Source organism: Micromonospora echinospora, from assembly GCF_900091495.1.
In the GTDB taxonomy this organism is placed as follows: domain Bacteria; phylum Actinomycetota; class Actinomycetes; order Mycobacteriales; family Micromonosporaceae; genus Micromonospora; species Micromonospora echinospora.
Map to the genome: position 1 here is coordinate 6423737 of NZ_LT607413.1, position 21925 is coordinate 6445661.

General features: G+C 74.1%; 23 protein-coding genes. 4 read left to right on the plus strand and 19 right to left on the minus strand.

Going from position 1 to position 21925, the window contains the following annotated elements; genetic code table 11:
* The first annotated feature begins 233 nt into the window (after positions 1-233).
* The 3 genes from GA0070618_RS27525 (at position 234) to GA0070618_RS27535 (ending at position 3571) form a co-directional block, all read left to right on the plus strand.
* Complete coding sequence (locus GA0070618_RS27525; RefSeq protein WP_088984213.1) at positions 234-1799, plus strand: class I adenylate-forming enzyme family protein; 1566 nt, start codon at positions 234-236, stop codon at positions 1797-1799.
* A 116-nt stretch (positions 1800-1915) separates the two neighbouring features.
* Entirely contained in the window at positions 1916-2689 is a 774-nt protein-coding gene (locus GA0070618_RS27530; protein WP_143740270.1) for a TIGR03089 family protein, read from the plus strand.
* A gap of 180 nt (positions 2690-2869) precedes the next feature.
* Positions 2870-3571, plus strand: a complete 702-nt coding sequence (locus tag GA0070618_RS27535) for an SGNH/GDSL hydrolase family protein (RefSeq protein WP_088984214.1) — start codon at positions 2870-2872, stop codon at positions 3569-3571.
* 62 nt (positions 3572-3633) lie between these two features.
* On the opposite strand, the gene GA0070618_RS27540 is transcribed toward GA0070618_RS27535, so the two are convergent.
* The 12 genes from GA0070618_RS27540 to GA0070618_RS27595 form a co-directional block, all read right to left on the minus strand.
* The gene (locus tag GA0070618_RS27540) at positions 3634-4992 is read right to left on the minus strand and encodes a hypothetical protein (protein ID WP_088984215.1); all 1359 of its coding nucleotides are present in this window, start codon (positions 4990-4992) and stop codon (positions 3634-3636) included.
* A complete protein-coding gene (locus GA0070618_RS27545; RefSeq protein WP_088984216.1) occupies positions 4993-5964 on the minus strand; it encodes an alpha-ketoacid dehydrogenase subunit beta in 972 nt (323 codons plus the stop codon). It abuts the gene before it with no gap.
* Positions 5964-6935: a thiamine pyrophosphate-dependent dehydrogenase E1 component subunit alpha gene (locus GA0070618_RS27550; RefSeq protein ID WP_088984217.1), complete on the minus strand. Its 972-nt coding sequence runs from the start codon at positions 6933-6935 to the stop codon at positions 5964-5966. The genes GA0070618_RS27545 and GA0070618_RS27550 overlap by 1 nt, the downstream gene beginning before the upstream one ends.
* Positions 6935-7729 carry a DUF3050 domain-containing protein gene (locus GA0070618_RS27555; RefSeq protein ID WP_088984218.1) on the minus strand — a complete coding sequence of 265 codons (795 nt, stop codon included), beginning with the start codon at positions 7727-7729 and terminating at the stop codon, positions 6935-6937. The genes GA0070618_RS27550 and GA0070618_RS27555 overlap by 1 nt, the downstream gene beginning before the upstream one ends.
* Before the next feature lie 2 nt (positions 7730-7731).
* Positions 7732-8667, minus strand: a complete 936-nt coding sequence (locus GA0070618_RS27560) for a phytanoyl-CoA dioxygenase family protein (protein ID WP_088984219.1) — start codon at positions 8665-8667, stop codon at positions 7732-7734.
* Complete coding sequence (gene hppD, locus GA0070618_RS27565; protein ID WP_088984220.1) at positions 8664-9755, minus strand: 4-hydroxyphenylpyruvate dioxygenase; 1092 nt, start codon at positions 9753-9755, stop codon at positions 8664-8666. Before hppD ends, GA0070618_RS27560 begins: the two co-directional genes overlap by 4 nt.
* A 66-nt stretch (positions 9756-9821) precedes the next feature.
* Positions 9822-11057, minus strand: a complete 1236-nt coding sequence (locus tag GA0070618_RS27570) for a beta-ketoacyl-[acyl-carrier-protein] synthase family protein (RefSeq protein ID WP_088984221.1) — start codon at positions 11055-11057, stop codon at positions 9822-9824.
* A complete protein-coding gene (locus tag GA0070618_RS27575) occupies positions 11054-12670 on the minus strand; it encodes a class I adenylate-forming enzyme family protein (protein WP_088984222.1) in 1617 nt (538 codons plus the stop codon). The genes GA0070618_RS27570 and GA0070618_RS27575 overlap by 4 nt, the downstream gene beginning before the upstream one ends.
* A complete protein-coding gene (locus tag GA0070618_RS27580; protein WP_088985886.1) occupies positions 12625-13164 on the minus strand; it encodes a beta-ketoacyl synthase chain length factor in 540 nt (179 codons plus the stop codon). Before GA0070618_RS27580 ends, GA0070618_RS27575 begins: the two co-directional genes overlap by 46 nt.
* A gap of 131 nt (positions 13165-13295) precedes the next feature.
* Entirely contained in the window at positions 13296-14381 is a 1086-nt protein-coding gene (locus GA0070618_RS27585; RefSeq protein WP_088984223.1) for a beta-ketoacyl-[acyl-carrier-protein] synthase family protein, read from the minus strand.
* Complete coding sequence (locus tag GA0070618_RS27590) at positions 14374-14619, minus strand: hypothetical protein (RefSeq protein ID WP_088984224.1); 246 nt, start codon at positions 14617-14619, stop codon at positions 14374-14376. The genes GA0070618_RS27585 and GA0070618_RS27590 overlap by 8 nt, the downstream gene beginning before the upstream one ends.
* Positions 14619-14888 carry an acyl carrier protein gene (locus GA0070618_RS27595; RefSeq protein ID WP_088984225.1) on the minus strand — a complete coding sequence of 90 codons (270 nt, stop codon included), beginning with the start codon at positions 14886-14888 and terminating at the stop codon, positions 14619-14621. The genes GA0070618_RS27590 and GA0070618_RS27595 overlap by 1 nt, the downstream gene beginning before the upstream one ends.
* 18 nt (positions 14889-14906) lie before the next feature.
* Here GA0070618_RS27595 and GA0070618_RS27600 point away from each other — a divergent pair, with 18 nt between their 5' ends.
* Positions 14907-15590, plus strand: coding sequence for a 4'-phosphopantetheinyl transferase family protein (locus GA0070618_RS27600; RefSeq protein ID WP_088984226.1), 684 nt, complete (start codon positions 14907-14909; stop codon positions 15588-15590).
* Here the strand turns inward: GA0070618_RS27600 and GA0070618_RS27605 are convergent.
* From GA0070618_RS27605 to GA0070618_RS27635, 7 genes are all read right to left on the minus strand, one after another.
* Positions 15521-16912, minus strand: coding sequence for a class I adenylate-forming enzyme family protein (locus tag GA0070618_RS27605; protein ID WP_088984227.1), 1392 nt, complete (start codon positions 16910-16912; stop codon positions 15521-15523). The two genes, GA0070618_RS27600 and GA0070618_RS27605, sit on opposite strands and share 70 nt — an antisense overlap.
* 411 nt (positions 16913-17323) lie before the next feature.
* Positions 17324-17680, minus strand: coding sequence for an antibiotic biosynthesis monooxygenase family protein (locus tag GA0070618_RS27610; protein WP_088984228.1), 357 nt, complete (start codon positions 17678-17680; stop codon positions 17324-17326).
* The gene (locus GA0070618_RS27615) at positions 17677-18933 is read right to left on the minus strand and encodes a beta-ketoacyl synthase N-terminal-like domain-containing protein (RefSeq protein WP_088984229.1); all 1257 of its coding nucleotides are present in this window, start codon (positions 18931-18933) and stop codon (positions 17677-17679) included. Before GA0070618_RS27615 ends, GA0070618_RS27610 begins: the two co-directional genes overlap by 4 nt.
* Positions 18930-20204, minus strand: coding sequence for a beta-ketoacyl-[acyl-carrier-protein] synthase family protein (locus GA0070618_RS27620; protein WP_088984230.1), 1275 nt, complete (start codon positions 20202-20204; stop codon positions 18930-18932). The genes GA0070618_RS27615 and GA0070618_RS27620 overlap by 4 nt, the downstream gene beginning before the upstream one ends.
* Positions 20201-20599 carry a cupin domain-containing protein gene (locus GA0070618_RS27625; RefSeq protein ID WP_088984231.1) on the minus strand — a complete coding sequence of 133 codons (399 nt, stop codon included), beginning with the start codon at positions 20597-20599 and terminating at the stop codon, positions 20201-20203. Before GA0070618_RS27625 ends, GA0070618_RS27620 begins: the two co-directional genes overlap by 4 nt.
* Positions 20592-21356, minus strand: a complete 765-nt coding sequence (locus tag GA0070618_RS27630; RefSeq protein ID WP_088984232.1) for an SRPBCC family protein — start codon at positions 21354-21356, stop codon at positions 20592-20594. Before GA0070618_RS27630 ends, GA0070618_RS27625 begins: the two co-directional genes overlap by 8 nt.
* Positions 21357-21487: 131 nt before the next feature.
* Complete coding sequence (locus GA0070618_RS27635) at positions 21488-21826, minus strand: TcmI family type II polyketide cyclase (protein ID WP_088984233.1); 339 nt, start codon at positions 21824-21826, stop codon at positions 21488-21490.
* Positions 21827-21925 lie beyond the last annotated feature (99 nt).

The following is a 21925-nucleotide window of genomic DNA, read 5'->3' on the forward strand; positions in this document are numbered from 1 at the left end:
GGGGTCAATCAACCGGAACGACATGATCAACTACTGCCCGGACGACGCCCTCCGACGATCGGCTCTGGTCCGTGCCGACACCGTCCACCTAGGCTCGACGAGCGGCGGTGCGGGTGGTCGGCGGTGGCGCCGGGGTCCCGTCACCGGCCGACACCCCTCCCCGGACGCGTCCGCACCAGGTTCCCTGTGGACCTCGCGTCCGGCGACCACCCCGCACGGATGGGAGCTGCCGCATGGCCGACGGGTCCACGCACCGGACGAGCTACGTACACGACGCCCTGGCCCTCTTCGTCGGGTTCGGCGACCGGGAGGCACTGGTCGCCGACGGACGACGGCTCTCCTACCGGGACGTCGCCGACGCGGTCCGCTCCCTCGCCGGCAACCTGCACCGGCACGGGGTGCGGCCGGGCGCGGCCGTGCTGGTGATGGCCGGCAACGTGGCCGAGGCGCCGCTGCTCCAGCTCGCGCTGCACCTGCTCGGCTGCCGGTCGATGTGGATCGCCCCGGTCACCTCCCGCCGGGAGATCGAGGAGTTCGCCCGGCGTTCCCGACCCGACGTCTTCGTCCACGACGCCCGCGACGGGGCGCGGGCCGCGGAGATCGCCGCGGCGCTGCCCGGCGTACCGGTGCTCTGCCTGGGCACCGGGGCCGGACCCGACCTGACCGCGCCGGGTGACCCGGCCGACGTCGCCGCGCTGCCGGCGTCGGTGCCGGAGCCGGAGTCGTTCCTCCAGACCAGCGGCAGCACCGGCGTACCGAAGCTGGTGCACCACCGGGAGAGCTTCTACCGGCAGGTCCTCGCCATCGCCGAGGCGATCCGGGGCAGCGGCGCACCGCTGCTGCGGCACCTGTCGCACTCCCCCATGTGGATCGCCAGTGGACAGGTCACCACGCTGGTCAACCTCTTCACCGGCGGGGTGCTCTTCCCCGCCGAGGGGTGGGATCCGGCCCGGTTCATCGCCACCGTGCACACCGAGAAGATCAACTCTACCTTCCTCACCCCACCGATGCTCTACGAGGTGCTCGACCACCCGGCGCTGGCGGACGCGGACTTCTCCGCCATGTTCATGTTCAACGTGGGCGGTGGTCCGGCCGCGCCCGCGCGGCTGCGCCAGGCCATCGCCCGGTTCGGTCCGGTGATGCGCATCGTGTACGGGCTCAGCGAGGCCGTGATCGTCACGGCGCTGCCGCAGTTGACCGAGGACCCGGCGCACCCGGAACGGCTGCGCTCCTGCGGCCGGCCGTACGGGGACGTCGCCGTGGAGATCCGCGACAGCGACGGACAGGTGCGTCCCCCCGGGGCCAGGGGCGAGGTGTGGGTACGCACGAAGCTCAGCTTCGTCGGGTACTTCGGCCAGCCGGAGCTGACCGCCGACACGCTGGTCGACGGCTGGGTGCGCACCCGCGACATCGGGTACCTCGACGCCGACGGGTACCTCTACCTCGTCGACCGGTGGTCCGACCGGATCCTCACCCAACGGCGCGCCTGGCCGATCTACAGCCGCCCGATCGAGGACGTGCTCGCCGGGCACCCGCAGGTCGCCGCGGCGGCGGTGGTCGGGGTGCCGGCCGGCGACGGCGCCGAGGCGCCGTACGCGTACGTGGTGCGGACCCCGGGAGCGACCGTCACCGGGACGGACCTGGTCGACCTGGTCACCCGGGAGCTCTCCGACCTGTGGGCGCCGCAGGGGGTGGAGTTCGTCGACCGGCTGCCGGTGAACCGGTCCAACAAGGTGGACAAACGCGCCCTGCGCGACCGGTACGCCGCCGGTCGAGGCGTGCCCGACACCGTGCGGTGATCCCCGCGCCGGTAGCGCGGACTGGCCCGCCGCCACGCCCGCACCGCGCGCGCCCGGAGGGCACCGCCGGTGGCGGGTAGGGTGATAGTCCCGCGCCGCCTGCCCCGGAGGGTCCGATGACCACGTCCACCGCTGCCGACCTGCCCGATCTGTTGGCCGCCGGGGCGGTCACCGGGACGGACGATCCGCTGCTCACCTTCTACGACGACGCGACCGGCGAGCGGACGGCGCTGACGGCGGTGGAACTGGGTGGCTGGGCCGCCCGAACGGCGGGACTGCTGCGCGACGGGTGCGGGCTGGGCCCGGGGAGCCGGGCCGCCGTACTGCTCCCTCCGCACTGGCAGACCGCCGCCGTGCTGCTGGGCGCGTGGGCGGCGGGGGTGTCGGTGTCGTTCCGGGGCTGGGCCACCGCCGGGTTGCCCCAGGTGGGGCCGGGCGCAAACGAACCGCTGGACGCCAGCTTCGTCGCCCGGCACCGGGTCGGCAACTGGTTGGACAACCCGCCCGAGGCCACCCACCGTTTCGTCCTCGGCCTCGGGCCCGCCGGCGCACCACCGGCGGAGCCGCCCACCGGGTACCGCGACTTCCTCACCGAGGTATGCCGGTACCCGGCCAGCCTCCCGCCGTACGCGGCCGTCCGCCGGTCGGACGCGGCCAGCGTCGACGGCACCAGCTACCGGCAGTGGGGGGACGTGGCCCGGGGCGTCGCCGAGGCGTGCGGCCTGCGGCGGGGCGACCGGATCCTGGTCGACGCGGCCACGCACGAGGAGCCGGTGACGTGGCTGCTGGCCCCGCTCGCGGTCGGCGCGTCGGTGGTGGTCTGCGCCAACCTCGACCGCGCCCGGCTCGACGAGCGCATCGCCACCGAACAGGTCACCCGCGTGCTCTAGCCGACACCCCGGAACGTCACCGGCTGTGCTGACGCCAGAGAGTGGCCGTTCCACCCGCTGCCCCCGGGCAGCGGTGGACGGTCCCGGCCGGGAGGGTCTCCGGCGCCAGCGGCGACGGCGGACCGGGGTCGGCCGTCCGGACGCTGGTCCACACGGCCGGGGTCCACTACGGTGCCGGGCATGCCGACGACACTGACCGAATCCACCGATCCGTACTGCCTGCGCGACGGCGAAAGTGCCACGCTCCTCGCCGGGCACCCGTGGCGACGGTTCGTGGTGCTCGGTGACAGCGTGGCCGAGGGACTCTGCGAGCCGGTCGACGGCTACAGCCCCCTCCAGTGGGCCGACCGGATCGCCGCCGAGCTGCGGGCGGTCCGTCCCGAGCTGGTCTACCTGAACCTCGGGCAGCGCGGACTGCGGGCCCACGAGGTGCACGCCGAGCAGCTGCGCCCGGCCCTGGACTTCGGCCCCGACCTGGCGCTGGTGGTCTGCGGCGGCAACGACGCGTTCCGTCCGGCGTACGACGCGGAGGCGGTCGACGCCGAGCTGGACGTCATGGTGACCGCGTTGCAGCGGGCCGGGGCGGACGTGATCACCGTCGGCATGTTCGACGTGTCGAACAGCCCGGCCGTGCCGGACAAGGTCCGTCCGGGGCTGCGCGAGCGGATGCGCCTCCTCTCGGCGCACACCGCCCGGCTCGCCGACCGGCTCGGCACGCTGCACGTGGCGCTGACCGACCATCCGCTCACCGCCGATCCGTCGATCTACAGCAGCGACGGGCGGCACGGCAGTGGGCGCAGCGACGCGATCGCCACCGCCGAGACCGTCCGCCGGTTGCACGCCCACCTCACCCGCGAGGGGACGCCGGCACGGAGGACGTGACCGACGTCCCCGGCCGGCCGTCACCCGCCACCGGTACGGCGACCGCCGCCGCGGCGGGCGGGTCAGCTGGTGAGCATGATGCCGGAGAGCAGGACGCCCCGGGAGAGGTTGAGCACGCCCTCGCATCCCGGGAAGCCGGACCGGACGCAGGCGTTCGCCAGTTCCCGCCCGAACAGGTACGGCGCGATGCTGTAGGGCACCTCCTCGGTCACCGTCTCCCCGGTCTCGATGTGCACGAAGTCCATCGGGACCACGTCGGCGTGGGCGTACTCCTGGAGGATGTAGCCGCCCCGGTCGATGCCCCGACGCAGCGCCTCGCGCCAGGTGTCCGCGTCGGACTCCCGGCCGATGACCACGTCCACGCCGGCCGACCCGTCGGCGGGCTTGGAGACCAGGTCGTGCTGGCCGGCCACGGCCGTGTCGTACCCGTCGGCGGTGAGCAGTTCGGTGCGGGGCAGGTGCCGACGGACGATCGCCTGGTCGTTCGCGTCCAGACGGTCCAGGTCGGACCAGAGCCAGGCGAGCAGCTGCTTGTTGCCGAGCAGCCAGGCCGCGCCGGAGGTGAAGGCCGGCAGCCGACCGGAGAGCACCAGGGTCTCCAACGCGTCCAGGCCGGGGCCACGGGTGACCCGGTTGAGCACGAAGAGCCGGAACACCCCGTCGACCGGTCGGCCGGCGACCAGCGGGCCGCCGTCGTCGGCGACGCTGACCGAGGTGACCGCCTCGATCGGCATCACCAGGCCGAACCGCGCGGCCCGCTCGGTGACCGGGGCGAGCACGCGACGCATCAGGTCCGGATCGTCCAGACCCGGGTAGTCGGCCTCGAAGTCCAACAGCAGCGGCACCACCGCCCCCTCGGGCAACCCGAGCGTGGCGCGGATCGCCGCGAACCGGGTGTCCATCGCTGACGGGGCCGGCCCCATCGGGACCGCGTCGAGCAGGCCCCGCTCCCGGTAGACCCGGGTGAACCGGTCAAGGACCGTGTCGGCGTCCAGGACCCCGCCGATGCTGCTGTCGATGTTGAACTCGACGACCCGCGGCACCCCGTCGCTGAGCAGCACGTCGGGCCGGACGGCGGCGAGCAGGTGCGCGCCGAGCGGCTCGTCGGTGGGGAGCATCCGGGTGTCGACCGGGTCGACACCGAGCAGCCCGGCCAGCTCACCGGCGGTCCGGGCCCGCCGCTGGGCGGCGTCCAGGAGCAGCTGGGCCAGCCGGTCGACGACCGCGACCATCATCCGGTAGCTCTCCGCGGTCAGGACCGGCGGCCGGGCCATCCGCCACTGCTTGTTGTACGTGGCCCGGCCGTGGAAGATCTCCGCCCAGTGCTCGGCGCCGGCGGCCACCATGCCGGCGCGGACGGACTCCGGCAGGTCGAACCACGCCTGCCCGGCGGCGGGCCAGTCGTACGTCGCGTCGATCATTCAGCTGTCCTTCGTGACGTGGTGGATGGCGGCGGTGAGCTGTTCCCGGCTGGGCTGCACGGCCCGGTCCAGGGCCTGCGCGAACGGCAGCACCGCACCGTCCGGGCGGGTGACCCGGGCCGGGGGCGCGACCATCGGGACGCGTTCGGCCATGGTCGCGATGATCTCCCCGGCGATGCCGCAGGAGCGGTTCGAGTCGTCCACGACGACCAGCCGGCCGGTCCGGGCCACGGACGCGGCCAACCCGTCCCAGTCGAACGGGTAGAGGGTGCGCGGGTCGAAGACCTCCACCGACACCTGGCCGGCGAGGTCCTCGGCGACGGCGAGCGCGTCGTGCAGCAGGTGACCGACGGCGACCACGGTGACGTCGGTGCCGGGACGGCGTACCGTGCCGACGCCGAGCGGCACCGGGGCGAGGGCGGCGAAGTCCACGTCGTCGCGGACGCCGAGCGCCCCGGCCGGGGCGAAGACCACCACCGGGTCGTCGTACCGGATCGCCGAGACCAGCAGCCCGTACGCGTCGGCCGGGGTGGCCGGGACGACGGTGGTGATCCCGACGTGCGCAAAGAGGCTGTACGGGTGGTCGGAGTGCTGCCCGGCCCAGCCGGTCCGGGACCCGGAGCCGGGCACCAGGTAGGTGACCGGGGCGGCGCACTGCCCGCCGGTCATCAGCGGAAACTTGTGCGCGTGGTTGACGATCTGCTCGAAGACGAGGAACAGCAGGGACGGGATCTGGAACTCGATCACCGGCCGCATCCCGGCCAGGGCCGCCCCGGTGGCGAAGCTGGTGAACGCCTGCTCCGACAGCGGGGTGTCGAGCACCCGGTCCGGGCCGAACCGTTTGAGCAGTCCGGCGGTGACGTTCGACGCGCCGACCCGGATGTCCTCGCCGAGCAGGAACACACCCTCGTCGCGGGCCAGTTCGTCGCCGAGCGCCCGGTTGAGCGCCTTGAGGTACGACAGCCGTGGCATCAGTGGCTCCCCGCCCGGGCGACCAGCCCGCTCGCGTACAGGTGATCGAGGGCCCCGGCCGGGTCGGGTTCCGGGCCGGCGAGGGCGAACTCCACCGCCCCGGCCAGCAGCGCCTCGACTTCGGCGTCGACCCGGTCCCGCACGTCGGCGGCGAGCCGGTCGCCCTGGATGGCGACCGGGTCACGGGAGCGGCCCCGGGCCACCTCGTCCGCGTCGCGGTAGTCGAGGCGTACCGCGTGTTCGAAGGTGTGGTGGGCGTCGAACCGGTAGGTGCGGGCCTCGACCAGCTCCGGGCCTCCGCCGGCGCGGGCCCGGGCCACGGCGGCGGCGGTGACGTCGCGGACCGCCTCCGGGTCCTGGCCGTCCACCACGGACGCCCGGATGCCGAACGCCTCGGCGCGGCCGGTGATGGTGCCGGCCACCGCGCCGTCGACCGGCATGGTGGTGGCGTAGCCGTTGTTCTCGCAGACGAACAGCACCGGCACCCGCCAGAGGGCGGCCAGGTTGAACGCCTCCAGCAGCATGCCCTCGTTGACCGCGCCGTCGCCGAAGAAGCTCACCCCGACCTGGTCGCCGCCGCGTCGGCGCAGCGCCCAGACCGCGCCGGTGACGATCGCCCCGGACGCGCCGACGATGGCGTTGGCCCCGTAGACGCCGACGCCGAAGTCGGCGGCGTGCATCGAGCCGCCCCGGCCCCGGTTGAGGCCGTTCTCCCGGCCACACAGCTCGGCGAGCATCCGGGCCGGGTCGGCGCCCTTGGCGAGGACGTGCCCGTGCCCGCGGTGGGTGCCGGCGACGATGTCGTCCGCCCGGAGGGCGCCGCAGACACCGGCCGCGACGCCCTCCTGCCCGAGGTACGGATGGATGCCGCCGACGATCGCGCCGGAGCGGACGAGGTCGATCGCCCGCTCCTCGAAGCGTCGGATCAGCCGTACGGTCCGGTAGAGCCGGACCGCCTCGGGCTCGGCCACTATCCGCGCCCCTCCTTGACGGCGGCGAGGATGTCGTCCCAGAGCCGGGCCCGGGCGGCGAGCGCGGTGTTGACCGTGTCGGCGCACTCCTGCCACTTGGCGTCGTCGTCGCCGCACAGGTCGGCGAGCATCTGCATGGCCATCGGGGTGTGCTGCTCCCCGTCGACCTCGATGTGCCGCTCCAGGTAGTCGACGAACTTGTTGAGCTTCTGGCTGCGCTCGTTGACCGCGACGACCTGGGTGAACATCTCCGGGATCAGGTCCTCCCGGCCGAACGCGAAGGCCGCCGCCTGGCAGTGCACCGGGGTGTTCTCGATGATGTTCCAGGTGGTGCCGGCGAAGGCCGCCGACGGGGCGGGCACGCCCGCCTCGACCAGCGCCTCGGTCACGCCGCGTCCGGCGCGCAGCAGGTCGACCAGGTTGTCGACGGCGGTGGTGTCCGCGCCGGCCTCGGCCATGCCCTGCACGTACAGCTCGAAGTGGCTGATGTAGCCGTCGCCGAGTTCGTCGCTCTCCTCCACCATCACGATGTCGTTGATCAGGCGGCGGCTGCCGGTCGGCCCGGTGGGGATCCACGGGACCGTGACGCAGGTGAGCTGCCGCTGGAGCGACTTCAGCAGGGACATGAAGTCCCAGACGGCGAAGACGTGGTGCTCCATGAAGGTCACCAGCGCGGCATGGGTGTCCAGGTTGGCGTAGAGCGGGTGCTGGACCACCACGTCCCGGCGGGCGGTGACCGCCTGCTCCAGCCGTTCGATCCCCGGGTGGGTCTTGCCCCAGTCGTACCGTGACATTGTCAGCCTCCTTGCCGGGCGCCAGCGCGCCAGATGACCGGACAGAATTCGGGGTCGGCGTAGTCCGGTCGCCCGTCGGCGGTGCGGCGGACCAGCACGTCGTGGTTGTACGCGGCGAGCGTGCCGTCGGAGAGCGGATACTCCCGCCAGCCGTTGTCGCCGTCCTGCAGGTGCAGCGAGACGGCCCGACGCGGGCGTCCGCTGACGTTCGCGCCGCTGCCGTGGTAGGTGCGGCAGTGGTGGAAGCTCACGTGCCCCTTGGGGATCACCATCGGGATCTTGCGGATCTCCGCGCCGTTGTGGGCCGCGTTCTCGGCCAGCATCACCTCGAGCTGACTGCGGTCGCGGTCGGCGAAGTGGCGCACCACGGTGTCGTCGGCGCCGATCTCCCGCCAGCGGTGCGAGCCGTCGACCATGGTGATGGTGCCCATCTCCTCACCGCAGTCGTGGAACGGGATGAACGCGGTGAGCATGTTCTCCGACGACGAGGACGCCCAGTAGTGCTTGTCGAAGTGCCAGGGCACGATGTTGCTCGGCTCGCCGGAGATCGGCGGCTTGTAGATCAGCGTGGACTGGAACACCCGGATCTCGTCGGCCCGGGCGAGCCGGGCGGCGACCGCGCCGAGCAGCGGCTTGCGCAGGATCCGGCTGAGCGCGTCGTGTTCGTGGTGGACGTAGTCGTTGTGCCGCTGCACGTCGCCCCGGTCCGGCTCCCAGTAGGCGAGCTTCGGCGGGCGCACCGGCAGCCGCCGGTCCCGCTCGCCGGCGTAGTAGCGGTCGGACGCGGCGACGAGTTCGTCGACCTCGGCGTCGGTGAAGAGCTTCTTCGACAGGTACCAGCCGTGTTCGGCGTAGAAGGCGACGTCGTCGTCCGAGGGGAGCAGTGCCTCCTCCTCGGCGGTCAACGCCGGGGTGATGTCGGTCGTGGTCGTGGTCATGCCCCCACCTCCTGGGGAGCCGCCGCGGTGGCGGCCAGCTCCCGTTCCTTTGCCTCGTAGAGCGCCTTGATGTTGCCGCTGCCGAAGGTGAGCGCCCCCCGGCGCTCGATCAGCTCCAGGAAGAGCGTCCGGCGGACGTGCATCGACTCGGTAAAGATCTGCATCAGCTGGCCGGCGTGGTCCCGGTCGACCAGCACCCCCAGGTCCCGCAGCCGGTCGATCGGGGCCTGGAGCCGGCCCACCCGCTCCTCCAGGGCGTCGTAGTAGCTGCCCGGGGTGCCGGCGAAGCGGACGCCCCGGGCGGACAGCTCCTCGACGGCGGCGATGATGTCGTCGGTGCGCAGCCCGAGGTGCTGCACCCCGGCCCCGGCGTGCTGGGTGAGGAAGGTGTCGATCTGCCCCGGGCGGCGGGTCACGTCCGGCTCGATGATCACCAGGGTGACCTGTCCCGACGGGCTCTGCACCACGCGGGAGTGCATGCCCTGGCCGGCCACCTCGATGTACTCCTCGAAGATCTCGGCGAAGCCGAAGACGTCCCGGTAGCGCCGGATGGTGTCGTCGAGTTGGCCGGGCGGCACGCAGATCGCCAGGTGGTCGATGTCGGTGAGCGGCCCGCCGTCCACGCCGGCCGGGACGGGCAGCATCTCGACCGCGCCGGGCAGGAACTCGCTCCGGTCGCCGTCGCGCTGCACCAGCCGGTGCCGCACGTCGCCGAAGCCGCCGACCTCGGCGACGACCACCGTGGCGTCCGCGCCGGTGAAGGTGCGCGGCGCGCTCACCCCGGTCGCGCCCCGGGCCAGCAGCTCGGCGTACGACCCGGCGGCGTCGTCGACCTCCAGCGCCACCACGGCGATGCCGTCACCGTGCCGCTGCACGTACGTGGCGGCGGGGTGCTCGGCGGTCAGCCCGGAGGTGAGCACCATCCGGACGTCGGCCTGGCGCAGCAGCAGCGACCGCTGGCCGGTCAGCCCGGTCTCCGGACCGCCCTGGCCGCAGAGGTGGAAGCCGACCGCCGTGCCGAAGTAGAAAGCCGCCTGTCGGGCATCCCCCACGAACATCTCGATGTGGTCAATTCCACGGATCTCCATTGCTCAACCTCTCCACAGATCCCCCGTGAGGTTCGGACCGGGCTCCTCGCCCGGGTGCTGCGTCGATCACCTCCCCGGCCCCGCCCGGCCGACCAGCAGGCTGACGTTCTGCCCGCCGAAGCCGAAGGAGTTGGACAGCGCGTACTCCGGCGCGGCCACCCGGGCCTCGGCGCGGACGTGGTCCGCCGGGCAGTCCGGGTCCGGGTCGTCCAGGTGGTACGTCGGTGGCAGCAGCCCCCGCCCGAGCGCCAGGGCGGTCACCGCCGCCTCCAGCGCCCCGGAGGCGCCGAGCAGGTGCCCGGTGAGCCCCTTGGTGGAGCTGACCGGCACCGCGCCGGTGCCGAAGACCGTGGTCAGCGCGGTGGTCTCGGCGACGTCGCCGAGCTTCGTGCCGGTGCCGTGGGCGTTGACGTAGCCGACGGCCGTCGCGTCGACGCCGCCGCTGGCCAGGGCGCGGCGCATGCTCTCCGCCGCGCCGGCGCCGTCGGGGCGGGGCGCGGTCGGATGGTGGGCGTCGGTGGTGACGCCGTACCCGGCGAGCGTGGCGTAGCCGGTCACTCCCCGGGCGGCGGCGTGGTCGGCGCGTTCCAGCACCAGCAGCGCGGCCCCCTCGGCGAGGACGAACCCGTTGCGCCGCCGGTCGAAGGGGCGGCTCGCCTCGGTCGGGTCGGCCCAGCCCCGGGCCAGGGCACGGGCGTTGCCGAAGGTGTCGGCGAAGGTCGGGAAGAGCGGCGCCTCGCTTGCCCCGGCGAGCACCACGTCGGCCTCGCCGGAGCGGATCAGCCGGACCCCGTCGGCGACGGCCTGCGCGCCGGACGCGCAGGCGGTGCCGACCGACGAGGCGTAGCCGCGGATGCCGTGGGCGATGGCGATCCGGGCCGCCGGCATGTTCGGCAGGATGCCGGTGAGCAGGTACGGGCTCACCGCCGCCCGGCCCCGTGCGGCCCGCGCGACGGCCTGCGTCTCCAGGGTGGCCAGGCCGCCGACCCCGCCGACGATCACCCCGATCCGGCCCGGGTCGACGTCCCGGCCGACCTCGATGCCGGCGTCGGCGAGCGCCTCGGCGGCGGTGAGCAGCGCCAGCACCACGGTCCGGTCCAGCACCCGGGTCTCCGGGCCGGAGGCGACCGTACGCGGGTCGACCTCCGGCAGGAACCCGCCGACCTCCACCGACGCCTCGGCGGGGTGTCCCGCCGGGGGCCGGCCCAGCCCGGAGCGCCCGGTGGTCAGCGCGTCGAAGGTCTCGGCGACGCCCCGCCCGGCGGGGGTGAACAGCCCCATCCCGGTGATCAGCACGGTCATGACGGCGTCTCCGTCAGGTACCGCTCGCGCAGCACCACCTTGCGGACCTTGCCGGTGACGGTGACCGGGATGTCCTCGGCGCCCACCGGCACCACCCGGCGCAGGGTGGGCCCGACCTCCGGGCCGAGCGCGGCGCGCACCGCCTCGGTGCGGTCGAGGGCCGGGTCCGCCCCGGCGGCCAGTTCCAGCAGCACGTCGGTGACCACACCGGCCGGCTCGCGGACGATGACCGCGGTGCAGTCGACCACGTCGGGGCAGGCGGCGAGGATCCGTTCCTCGCTGAGCGCGGTGAAGAACCGCCGGCCGTCGCCGGCGTCGACCGAGTCGACCGCCCGGTCCAGGTGGTAGTAGCGGCCCTCGTCGTCGGCGTACACCAGGTCGCCGGTGAGGTACCAGCCACGCAGCCGGGACCGGTAGGTGGTCACCGAGTCGTTCCAGTAGCCCCGGAACAGCGACGGCGAGTCGATGCCGAGCCAGCCGACCTGGCCGGGCGGGAGCGGGTTGCCCTCGGTGTCCAGCACCGCGACCTTGGCGAACTGGTAGGGGCGGCCGACGCAGCGGCCGTACCGGTCGGTGTCGCTGTGGTGGGTGATGTGGAACATCGAGTGTCCCATCTCGCTGGAGCCGAGCCCGTCGATGAAGACCGAGCCGGGGATCCGGCGCACGCCCTCGCGGGTGACGGTGTCCCGGGAGCCCACCGCGACCAGTTTGCGCACGTGCGGCTCGTGCGAGCAGTCGCCGGTGTTGAACCAGAGCCGCACCGAGTCCAGGTCGTACCCGGACAGGTCGAAGCGGGCCAGCTCCGCCCAGGTGACCGAGAAGCCGAACACGCCGTCGGGCCGCCAGCGCTGGACGGCGTCGAGCACCCGTTCGCCGTTCTGGTCGGAGAGCAGGAACATCTCCGCGCGGTTGCCGAGGGCCTGGTTGACCATCAGCACGGTGGCGGTGTGCGGGGCGGGCAGCGCGTTGAGGATCCGGCTGGTGCCCTGCGCCTGCGGCATGGTGAGCAGGTGCCGGGTGGCGGCGAAGAGGCTGGCGTGCGAGTGCAGCACGGCCTTGGGGATGCCGGTGGTGCCGGAGGTGTGGGTGATGACGACCGGGTCGTCCGGGTGGTGCCGGTACGGCGTGCCGACGGCGTCCGGGTCGCCGGCGCCGGCCTCGGCGGGCTCGCCGAGCAGCGGCGTGCCCAGGTCGTGCCCGGCGAGCAGGGCGGTGTGTTCGGCGTCGGCGAGCACCCCGGCGGCCCGCAGTCGGCGGATGTACTCCGCGGCGATCTCCGGGCGCAGTTTGCCGTTCATCAGCGCCGGGATCGCGCCGATGCGGGTCAGCGCGAGGTAGCTGAGCACCATGTCGGCGGCGGTGCCGGCCCAGACCGCGATCGGGTCGCGGGGGCCGACGCCGTGGGCGCGCAGCCAGGCCGCGCGGGCGTCGACCATCCGGTCGAGCTGGCCCAGCGTCAGTGGGTGTTCGCCCGGGTGGCCGTCGACCGGCGTGTCGAAGGTGAGGCCCGGCCCGTCCGGGTCGGCGCCGTGGGCCAGCACCCGGGCCAGCACGTTGCCGGCACCGATCAGCTCGTCGGCGGCGAGCCGTCCGCGAAGTCCCCTGGAACGCATTCGGTTTCTCCTTGCCCCAGCAGCACCGCGACCGCGTGGTCGCCGTCCGCCGTCTGTTCGATGAGGACCAGCAACGCCTCGTCCGCGTCGCCGTCGTGCAGCAGCAGGTCCGCCTCGGCGGTCCCGTCGGCGCGGGGATCTGCGGTGGGGCTCAGGCAGACCACCGGCCCGCCGAGTCCCCAGCGCGCCGCCACGTGCCCGGCGACGCTGTTCGGCACGGACTGGAAGAAGAACAGCGGACCCGGCCGGCCGCCGGCGGCCACGGTGTCGTGCACGTGCGCGGCGCTTGCCCGGTCGCCGCTGGCGCTGACCAGCAGCACCGCGGTCCGCGCGCCGACCGGTGGCGGGGCCGGCGCGTCGCCGTGCCGTCGGGTCAGGCAGCGGTCGGCGACCGCGACGACCAGCGGCGGGAACGTGGAGTGCACGAAGCCGGGCACGGTCGGCGGCGCGCTGTCGCCCGGCTCGGGCCAGCGCGCCTCGGCGAGCACCCGCAGCCGGCCGGGCCCCGCCCCGGTCCGCCGCCCGCCCGGTCCGCCGCCGGCCGGGCCGGCGGTCGCCGTGGCCGTACCGGTGGTCGTCGCGCTCATGCCGGTGGTGGCCGCGCTCGTACCGGTGGTGGCCGCGCTCATGGCGCACCGACCAGCAGGGCGGTGTTCGCGCCGCCGAAGGCCGCGTTCAGGCTGAGCGCGTACGGGGTCGCCGCCGGGCGGGGCGCGTCCAGGACCACGTCCAGGGGGCACGCCTCGTCCGGGCCGAGGAAGCCGGCGTTGACCGGCAGTTTCCCGTGTCGTACGGCGAGCACGGTGACCACCAGTTCGAGCAGGCCGGACGCTTCCAGGGCGTGCCCGTGCAGCGCCTTGGTGGAGCTGACCGGCACCCGGTCGGCCGCCGGGCCCAGCGCCAGCCGCAGCGCGTTCGCCTCGGAGGCGTCGCTGAAGCCGGTGCCGGTGGCGTTGGCGTTGACGTACCCGACCGCCTCGGCGGGCAGGTCGGCGCGGCGCAGCGCCGCGTCCACCGCGCGGGCCAGGCCCCGCCCCTGCGGGTCGGGCCGGCAGGCGTGGAACGCATCCCCGGCCCGGCCCCAGCCGAGCAGGTCGGCGAGGGGTCGTCGGGCGAGGGTGGCGGACTCCAGCACCACCGCCGCCACCCCGTCGCCGAGCAGCAGCCCGGTGCGGCCGGTGCTGAACGGCCGGACCGTCCCGTCGGTGGCGAGCGCCCGGCCGGCGTCGAAGAGCGCGTACTGGTCGGGTTCGACGAGGTAGCCGGCGGCGACCACGACCCGGTCGGCGTCGCCGCGCCGGATCAGCGCGGCGGCGTCGGCGACCGCCGTACTGGCCGACACGCAGGCGGTGGTGTAGACCCGGCACGGTCCGCCGGTCCCGGTGCGCCGGGCCAGTCCGGCGGCGAGCGGACCGGCGTCGGGTCCACCGTGGACGGCCAGCAGCAGGGCGGCGGCGGCCCGGTCGGTGGTGGTGAGACCGGCGTCGGTGCAGGCGGCGTCGACCGCGTCGGCCAGTTCGTCGGCGAGCGGGCCGACGTCGGTCAGGGTCGCCGCCCGGTCCACCCGCCGGGCGGTGGTGTCGAAGCGGGACACCGGCCCGAACGCGGGTTCCCCGGCGAGCACGCCGGCGAGCTGCGCCTCGGCTCCCCGGCCGAGGGCGCTGGTCGCGTGGACACCGGTGATGTGGACGACAGCACGCCGGTCAGCCATCTGCGGAGGCGGTCAGCCAGGCGCGGAAGACCTCCCGGGCGTCGTCGACGGTGCGGATCCCGGCGAGCTGGTCGTCGGTGAGGTCGAGGCGGGTGTCGTAGCGCTGCTCGACGAGGTGCACCAGCCAGGCCAGCTCCATCGAGCCGAGCCGCTCGGGCACCTCGGACGCCGGCCGGTTGGTCAGCTCGGCGAGCATCTCGACCAGTTCCGCCCGTTCGGGTCCGGGGCGGGCGGCCATCAGGCGGCGTCGCCTGTGGCCTTGGCGGAGACCCGGTCGGCCACCATGCGGGTGAACTCGCCGACCGTCATCAGGGCCAGTTTCTCGTTCTCGTCGTCGGCGAATTTCAGGCCGTACCGGTCCTCGACCCGCACGGCCAGGTCGGCCAGGGCCAGGGACTCCAGGTCGACGCCGGCGGGGCCCAGCGTGGTGTCGTCGTCGATGTCCTCGACGTCGTAGTTCATGTCCGTCAACTGCTCGATGACGAAGGTGCGGACCTCGTCGGACATGGGGTTAACCTCTTTTCCGTGAACCAGTCACCGGTGCCCGGTCGGGACACCGTGTACGTGTGGATCAGCCGTGCCTTCGACGGTCAGCCGGAGGTGACGCGGCGGCTGCTGGTGCGTGCGGGGGTGGCGCTGCTCGGCCGCGACGGGTCGGAGATCTCGGTGGAGCGACGGGCGCGGGGGCGTCCCCGGGTCCGGGGCGGCGGCGTGGAGCTGCCGGTGAGCGTCAGTCACGTCGACGGGGTGGTGGCCGTGGCCGCCTGCCGGGACGCCCCGGTCGGGGTGGACGTCGAGCGCCGTCGCCCGGTGCCGGCGATGGCGCTGGCGCGGCGGTGGTTCGAGCCGGCGGCGGTGGCGTGGCTGCGCGGTCGACCGGACGCCGACCGGTCGGACGGTTTCCTGCTGCTCTGGACGGCCAAGGAGGCGGTGGGCAAGGCCCTCGGCGTCGGCCTGCGCGAGGGCGGGCTGACCCGCCCGATGCCCCGGCCGGACGGGGCGGGGCCGCTGCTGCGTCCGGTGCCCGGCGCTGGTGGCCTGTGGGTGGGTCACCCGCCGGCCGGGCCGGAGCTGGTGCTGGCCGTGGCGGTCGGCGGGGCACCCCGCGAGGTCGTCGTGGTCGACGCCGGGGGCCCCGGTCATGGGGTGGCCGCCCGCAGCGCCTCGGTGGCCCGGACCAGCTTGCCGGTGGTGGTCCGGGGCAGTTGATCCAGCAGGTGCAGGGTGCGCGGGCGCTTGTAGCCGGCGAGCCGCTCGGCGAGCTGCTTGTCCAGGGCGTCCTCGGTGAGGGGGCCGTCCGGTTGGACGTAGGCGGTGATGCCGTTGTCGTACACGACGACGGCGGCGGCCACCCCGGGCAGGGCGGCGACGGTCGCCTCGACCTCGGTGAGATCGACCTTCAGGCCACCGACGCTGACCTGCGAGTCGAGCCGTCCCCGCACGGTGACCAGCCCGGTGACCGGGTCGACGGTGCCGGCGTCGCGGGTGCGCAGCCAGCCGTCGGCCCACCGGGTCGGGTCGGACAGCCCGACGTACGGCGAGGCCGGGCAGCTGACCAGCAGCTCACCGTCGACCTCGCGCACCTCGATGCCGGGGGCCGGCGTGATCGACGGGCGGTGCCGGCCGTACAGGTCGGTGCCGATGACCCCGACCTCGGTCATCCCGTACATGTTGCCCAGCGGCACGCCGTGCCGGTCGGCGAAGGCCTGCGCGACGGCGGCCGGCACCAGCTCGCCGCCGGTGGTCATCCGCTTGAACTGCGGCAGCGGGGCCGGCGGCCGGGTGGAGGCGAGCAGACCGATGTGGAACGGCACCCCCAGGACGGTGGCCGGTGAGTCCTGCGCGGCGATGGCGGCGAGCACGGCGTCGCCGCTGAGCCGCTCCGGCGGCACCAGCTCGACCCGGGCGTGCAGCCCGTAGAGCAGACCGCCGACGAGCCCGAGAACGTGCACCATGGACGGCAGCAGGATGATCCGCTCACCGGGCCGGGCGACGCCGTCGATCTCGGTGTAGCGGCGCACCTCGGCCACCAAGTCCTCGGCGGTGCGTCCGATGACCTTGGACGGTCCGGTGGAGCCGGAGCTGAGCTGGACGACCGCGTGCGGGCTGCCGGCCGAGCGGTCCGAGTAGGCGCTCAGCCCGGCGGTGACGTCGACGAAGACCCGCAGCGCGCCGCCGCCGGCCCGCACCGGCGCGACGACCACCTGCGGGTGGAGGCGTTCCAGCGCGCGGTCGACCTCGTGGTCGGTGAGCCGGTGGTCGAGCAGGACGGCCTGGCCGCCGCTGCGCCAGACCGCCAGCAGGTGGACCACGTAGGACAGTGAGGGGGGCAGGCGCAGCGCGACGGCGCCCCCGGGGCGCAGTCCGGTCTCGGCGAGTCGGGCCTGCGCGTCGGCGACCAACCGGCGCAGGGCGCCCCGCTCGACCGGTTCGGGCAGTCGCAGGCAGACGTCCGTGGCGGGGCCGGCGAGCAGGACGTCGTCCACCCAGCCCGCATCCGGTGCCGCAGGATCTTCCGCCGAACGCATCATCGTCACCGCCGTCCAGCGCGCAGCACAAAATAGGGCGTATACGCCCATCCAGTGCGTCTGATTGGTTGTTGCCGGGAACCCTACGACAGTCGTCCGAGGCGTGACCAGATGCGAATGGCTAGATCAATTAGAGCGCCGGGCCCGATTGCCGGAAGCCGGCCGGCACGGCAGGATCGTCCAGCTGAGCACCCCTGGGGCGGCCGTCCCTTGTGACCGTCCGATCAGGCAGGCGGCAACGATCGTACGACGGATGGGCATCCCTCGTTGTCTTGTCGGTCGATGGTCAACGCCGGACGGGTGCCGGCCACCGACGCTTTCGCCCGGGGCACCGTCGACCGGTTCGGGCACGCGGACGGGCCCGGCGGCCGGGACGATGACGTCCTCCCGACCGCCGGGCCCGGCGTGTCCACCTCACCAGTGGGCGACGTCCACCTCCGCCGGCAGCGCGCAGACCGCCTCCGGCGCGGGGGTCTGGGCGTGCACCAGGAACCGCAGCGACCTCGCCTCGGTGAAACACTCCCGCATCGGCCGCAGCAACTCACGGTGCCCGGCACTGCGCTCCCACGCCTCGAAGTCGGCCAGGGTCGCCCACTCGCTGGTCACCAACCACTGCTCCGGGTCGACGGCCGACCGGCAGACCTGGTCGACCAGATGCCCCGGCACCCCGTTGACCTGGTGGCGCACCAACTCGTACGCCCGGAGGAAATCGGCGGTCCGGTCCACCGCCACCCGCACCAGGAACAGCACACGTGCCCGTCGTTCGATCATGGTCCCCCGCTCCCTTCCCCAGGTGGCTGCGCCCCGCGCAGCACCAGTGCGCTGTTGAAACCGTCGAAGCCGCGGGCGCACACCACCGCGACCCCGGCCTCCGGCCGCCGTGGCCGGCGCAGGAAGTCCAGCTCGCAGCCGTCGGCCGGGCGCGCCGGCCCGGCGGAGGCGGGCAGTTGGTCGTGATGCAGGGCGAGCAGCGCGGTCGCCACGTCCAACGCCGACCCGCCCTGGTGGGCCCGCCCGGTGAGGGGCTTCTGCGTGGTGACCGGGGGTGGCCGGGTGCCGAACACCGCCCGCAGCGCCGCTGCCTCGGTGCGGTCGTGGCGGGGCGTGCCGAGGGCGTCCGGCAGCACCACGTCCACCTCGTCCGGATGCACACCGGCCCGACCGAGAGCCAGGCGGACGGCCCGGGCGTACTGGACGGGGTCGCCGGCGCTCTCCGCCGTGGTGTGCGCCGCGTCGTGGGTGGCGCCCCAGCCGGTCACCTCGCCGTAGATCCGCGCGCCCCGGGCCAGGGCGTGCCCGTGCTCCTCGACCACGAAGACCGCGCCGCCCTCGGCCGGCACGTACCCGCTGGCGTCGACGTCGAACGGGAGGTAGGCGCGCTCCGGGTCGCCGACCGGGCTGAGCAGTCCGGAGCGGAGCTGACAGGCCAGCGCGTACGGGCTCAGCGGACACTCGGTGGCCCCGGCGATCACCACCGGGGTGCCCCGGCGCACGGTGCGCACCGCGTGCGCCAGGCTGTCCAGCCCGCCGGCGGACTCGGTGACCAGCACCCCGCTCGGTCCCTTGAACTGGTGGTGGATGGAGAGCTGCCCGACGCTGGCCGCGTAGAACCAGGCGATCGACTGGTACGCCCCGACCGTGCGGGACGGCCCGCCCCAGAGCCGTTGCAGTTCCCGCTGGCCGAACAGGTTGCCCCCGGAGGAACTGGCCAGGGTGACCGCGTAGCCGTACGGGTCGGGGGCCCGCGCCGGCAACCCGGCGTCGGCGAGGGCGAGCGCGGTGGCGGCGAACCCGAGGTGCGTCCAGCGGTCGGTCTGCACCAGCCGACGGTTGTCGGCGTACCGGGCGGCGTCGAAGCCGGACACCTCACCGGCGATCCGGGTCGGGTACCGGCCGTCCGGGTCGAAGAGGGTGATCGGCCCGGTCACCCGGGTGCCGGCGGTCACCGCGCGCCAGTGCGCGTCCACGCCGATGCCGCTCGGGGCGACCACCCCGATGCCGGTGACCACCGCCCGGGGGCTCACTCCCGCACCGACCCGGAGAGCCGACGGAACACCAACGCGGACTGGAAGCCGCCGAAGCCGCTGCCCACCGAGAGCGCCACGTCGACCGGCAGTTCCCGGGCCACGTTCGGCACGTAGTCCAGGTCGCACTCCGGGTCCCGGGTGCTCCAGTTCGCCGTCGGGGGCACCACACCGTACTCGATGGCCAGGGCGCAGGCGGCCATCTCGATCGAGCCGATCGCGCCGAGCGAGTGCCCCACCATCGACTTGATCGAGCTGACCGGCACCCGGTACGCGGCCTCGCCGAGCGCCCGCTTGAACGCGGCGGTCTCGTGCCGGTCGTTCTGCCGGGTGCCGGAGCCGTGCGCGCTGACGTACGACACGTCGGCCGGGTCCAGCCGGGCCTGCCGCAGGGCGTCGGTGATGGCCAGCGCCATCTCCACCCCGTCCGGGCGCAGGCCGGTCATGTGGTAGCCGTTGCTGCGACTGGCGTACCCGACCACCTCGCAGTAGACGTGCGCGCCGCGCCGCCGGGCGTGCCCGGCCTCCTCCAGCACCAGCACGGCCGCCCCCTCGGCGAGGACGAACCCGCGCCGGTCGTTGTCGAAGGGCCGGGAGGCGTGCGCCGGGTCGTCGTTGTCCGGGCTGGTCGCCTGGATCGCGTCGAACGAGGCCACGGTGACCGGGGAGATCGGCGAGTCGGAGGCCCCGGCGAGCACCACGTCGGCCTCACCGTCGGCGATGAGCTGGTGGGCGTAGCCGATCGCGTCGATGCCGGAGGTGCAGCCGGTGGAGACCACCTGGGCCGGGCCGTGCAGCCCGTGCCGGCACGCCACGTCGGCGGCCAGGCTGCTCGGCACCAGCGCCTGGTAGAGGTACGGCCCGGCGCGACCCGGGTCGACCAGCCAGTGCGCGCCGTGGTCGCTGACCCGCACGTACTCCTGTTCCAGGGCGGTGGTGCCGCCCACGGCGGAGCCGAGCACGACCCCGGCGCCGTCCCGGAGCGCGTCGGTCAGCTCCAGTCCACTGTCGGCGAGCGCCTCGGCGGAACAGGCCAGCGCGAACTGGACGTACCGGTCGGCGCGGCGGCGTTCGTCGAGGGTGATCCCGGCGGCGTCCGGGTCGAAGTCGCACTCCGCGGCGATCCGGGACCGGAACGGGGACGGATCGAAGAAGGTGATCCTTCGGGTGGCGGTGCGCCCCTCGGTGATCGTCTTCCAGAACCGGTCCCGGGTGGCGCCGCCCGGGGCGACCACCCCGACACCGGTCACCACCGTGCGGCGCCCGGTCATGGCGTCGCCTCCACGACCTCGGTGTCGACGTGCCCCAACTCGGGTCGGGGCGCCAGCGGTCCGAGGTGGAACACCACCTCGGCCGGTTCGTCGCCGGTGTTGCGCAACCGGTGCCGGACGTTGACCGGCACGAACAGGGCCTCCCCGGCGGCGAGCGGCACCGGCCGGTCGTCGAGGTCGACGGTGATCGCGCCCCGGGTGACGTAGAGGAACTCCTCGCTGTAGGGGTGGTAGTGCTCGGCGATGCGCTCGCCCGGCAGCAACGCCGCCACCCCCATGAACCCGGAGGTGGAGCCGACGGTCTTCGGTCCGAGCAGCACCCGCAGCTCCGCGCCGCGCCGCCGGTCGGCGGGGACGGAGTGGGCCGCGACGACCCGGTCGGCGGTCTCACTCATCGTCGTCCCCCTCCAGTCCCCGCTGCCGGGCGATCAGCTCGACCTTGTCGCGGATGATCGCCATCTGCTCGCGGGTGCCGGCGTTGAGCCGGTCCTCCATGCCCCGGTCGTCGACGGGCGCGTCGGGCCGCAGGTGGAAGTCCTGGACCCAGGTCATCCGGGTGCCCCCGTCCGGCGTGGTGTCGTAACGCCAGTGCAGGCGCATGTACTCGAACGGTCCGGTCTCCACCCGGTGCGCGTGCACCTGCCAGGTGTCCGGGTCGGCGGTGCGTTCGCTGACCCAGCTCCACACCGTGCCGTCCGGGTCGGGATGCATGGTCAGCCGGAACCGCACCGTGTTCCCGTCCCGGTGGAGCACGTCCACCGAGGCGTACTCGGTGAACAGGTCGGTCCAGTTCGCCACGTCGTTGGTGAGGTCCCAGACCAGCCGCCGGGGCGCGTCGATCACGATGCTGTTCTCGGTGTGGCCGGGCGGGTCGACCGGCTCCGGGGAGTCGGGCGGCTCGCCCTGCTCGGCGACCAGGTCGGCGACGGCGGGGATGCTCAGGTGGCCCGTCTCGGTGGGGATCCGCGCGCCGTACCGGTCGGCGACCACGGCCTGCAACTCCAGCAGGGCCAGCGAGTCCATGCCGAGTTCGGCCAGCGAGGCGTCGGGGGTGCGGGCCGCGGTGTCGGGATCGAGCCCGCAGTGCGCGACCAGGATGTCGGTGATCTCGGTGGCCAGGGCCGCTCCGGCCGGTCCTCGGGTGACGGTCATGGTGATCCTCTCAGCTGTGGGCCGCAGCCACGGCGACGTTCGCGCCGGGCCGGTATCGGGTGCGGTCGTGCCGTCGGGCACGCGGGCCGGGGCGCTCGCGGGTCACCCCGACGCGGCTCGACCGGTCACGGTCACGGCCGCCACCCGTTCCCGTTGGCGTCCCAGCGGTAGAAGCAGCGCGCCATCGCGTCGCGGGGTGACTGCCAGGTCGGCAGGTACGGTGAGACGTACGGCCGCAACCGGTCGCTGATCCGGGTGAACTCGGGGTGCCGACGGGCGGTCTCCACCGCTCCCTCTCCCGCCTGCTCGGTCTCCAGCAGGTGCACGTAGAGGTCGTGCAGGCGGTACAGCGACCGGTGGCGGACCCCGGCCAGGCGCGGCAGTTCCGTCGCGTCCGACTCGGCGAAGATCTCGGCGACCCGCGACTCCGCGGTCGGCAGCACCTTCGCGACGATCAACGAGCGGTCCATGGACACCCCTCCCGGTGGCGGACGCCGGGCCGCACGACAACCGGGCGGCTGCCGACACGATGCCGAGCACACCGTCATCGGAGCGTCACCACAGACCGT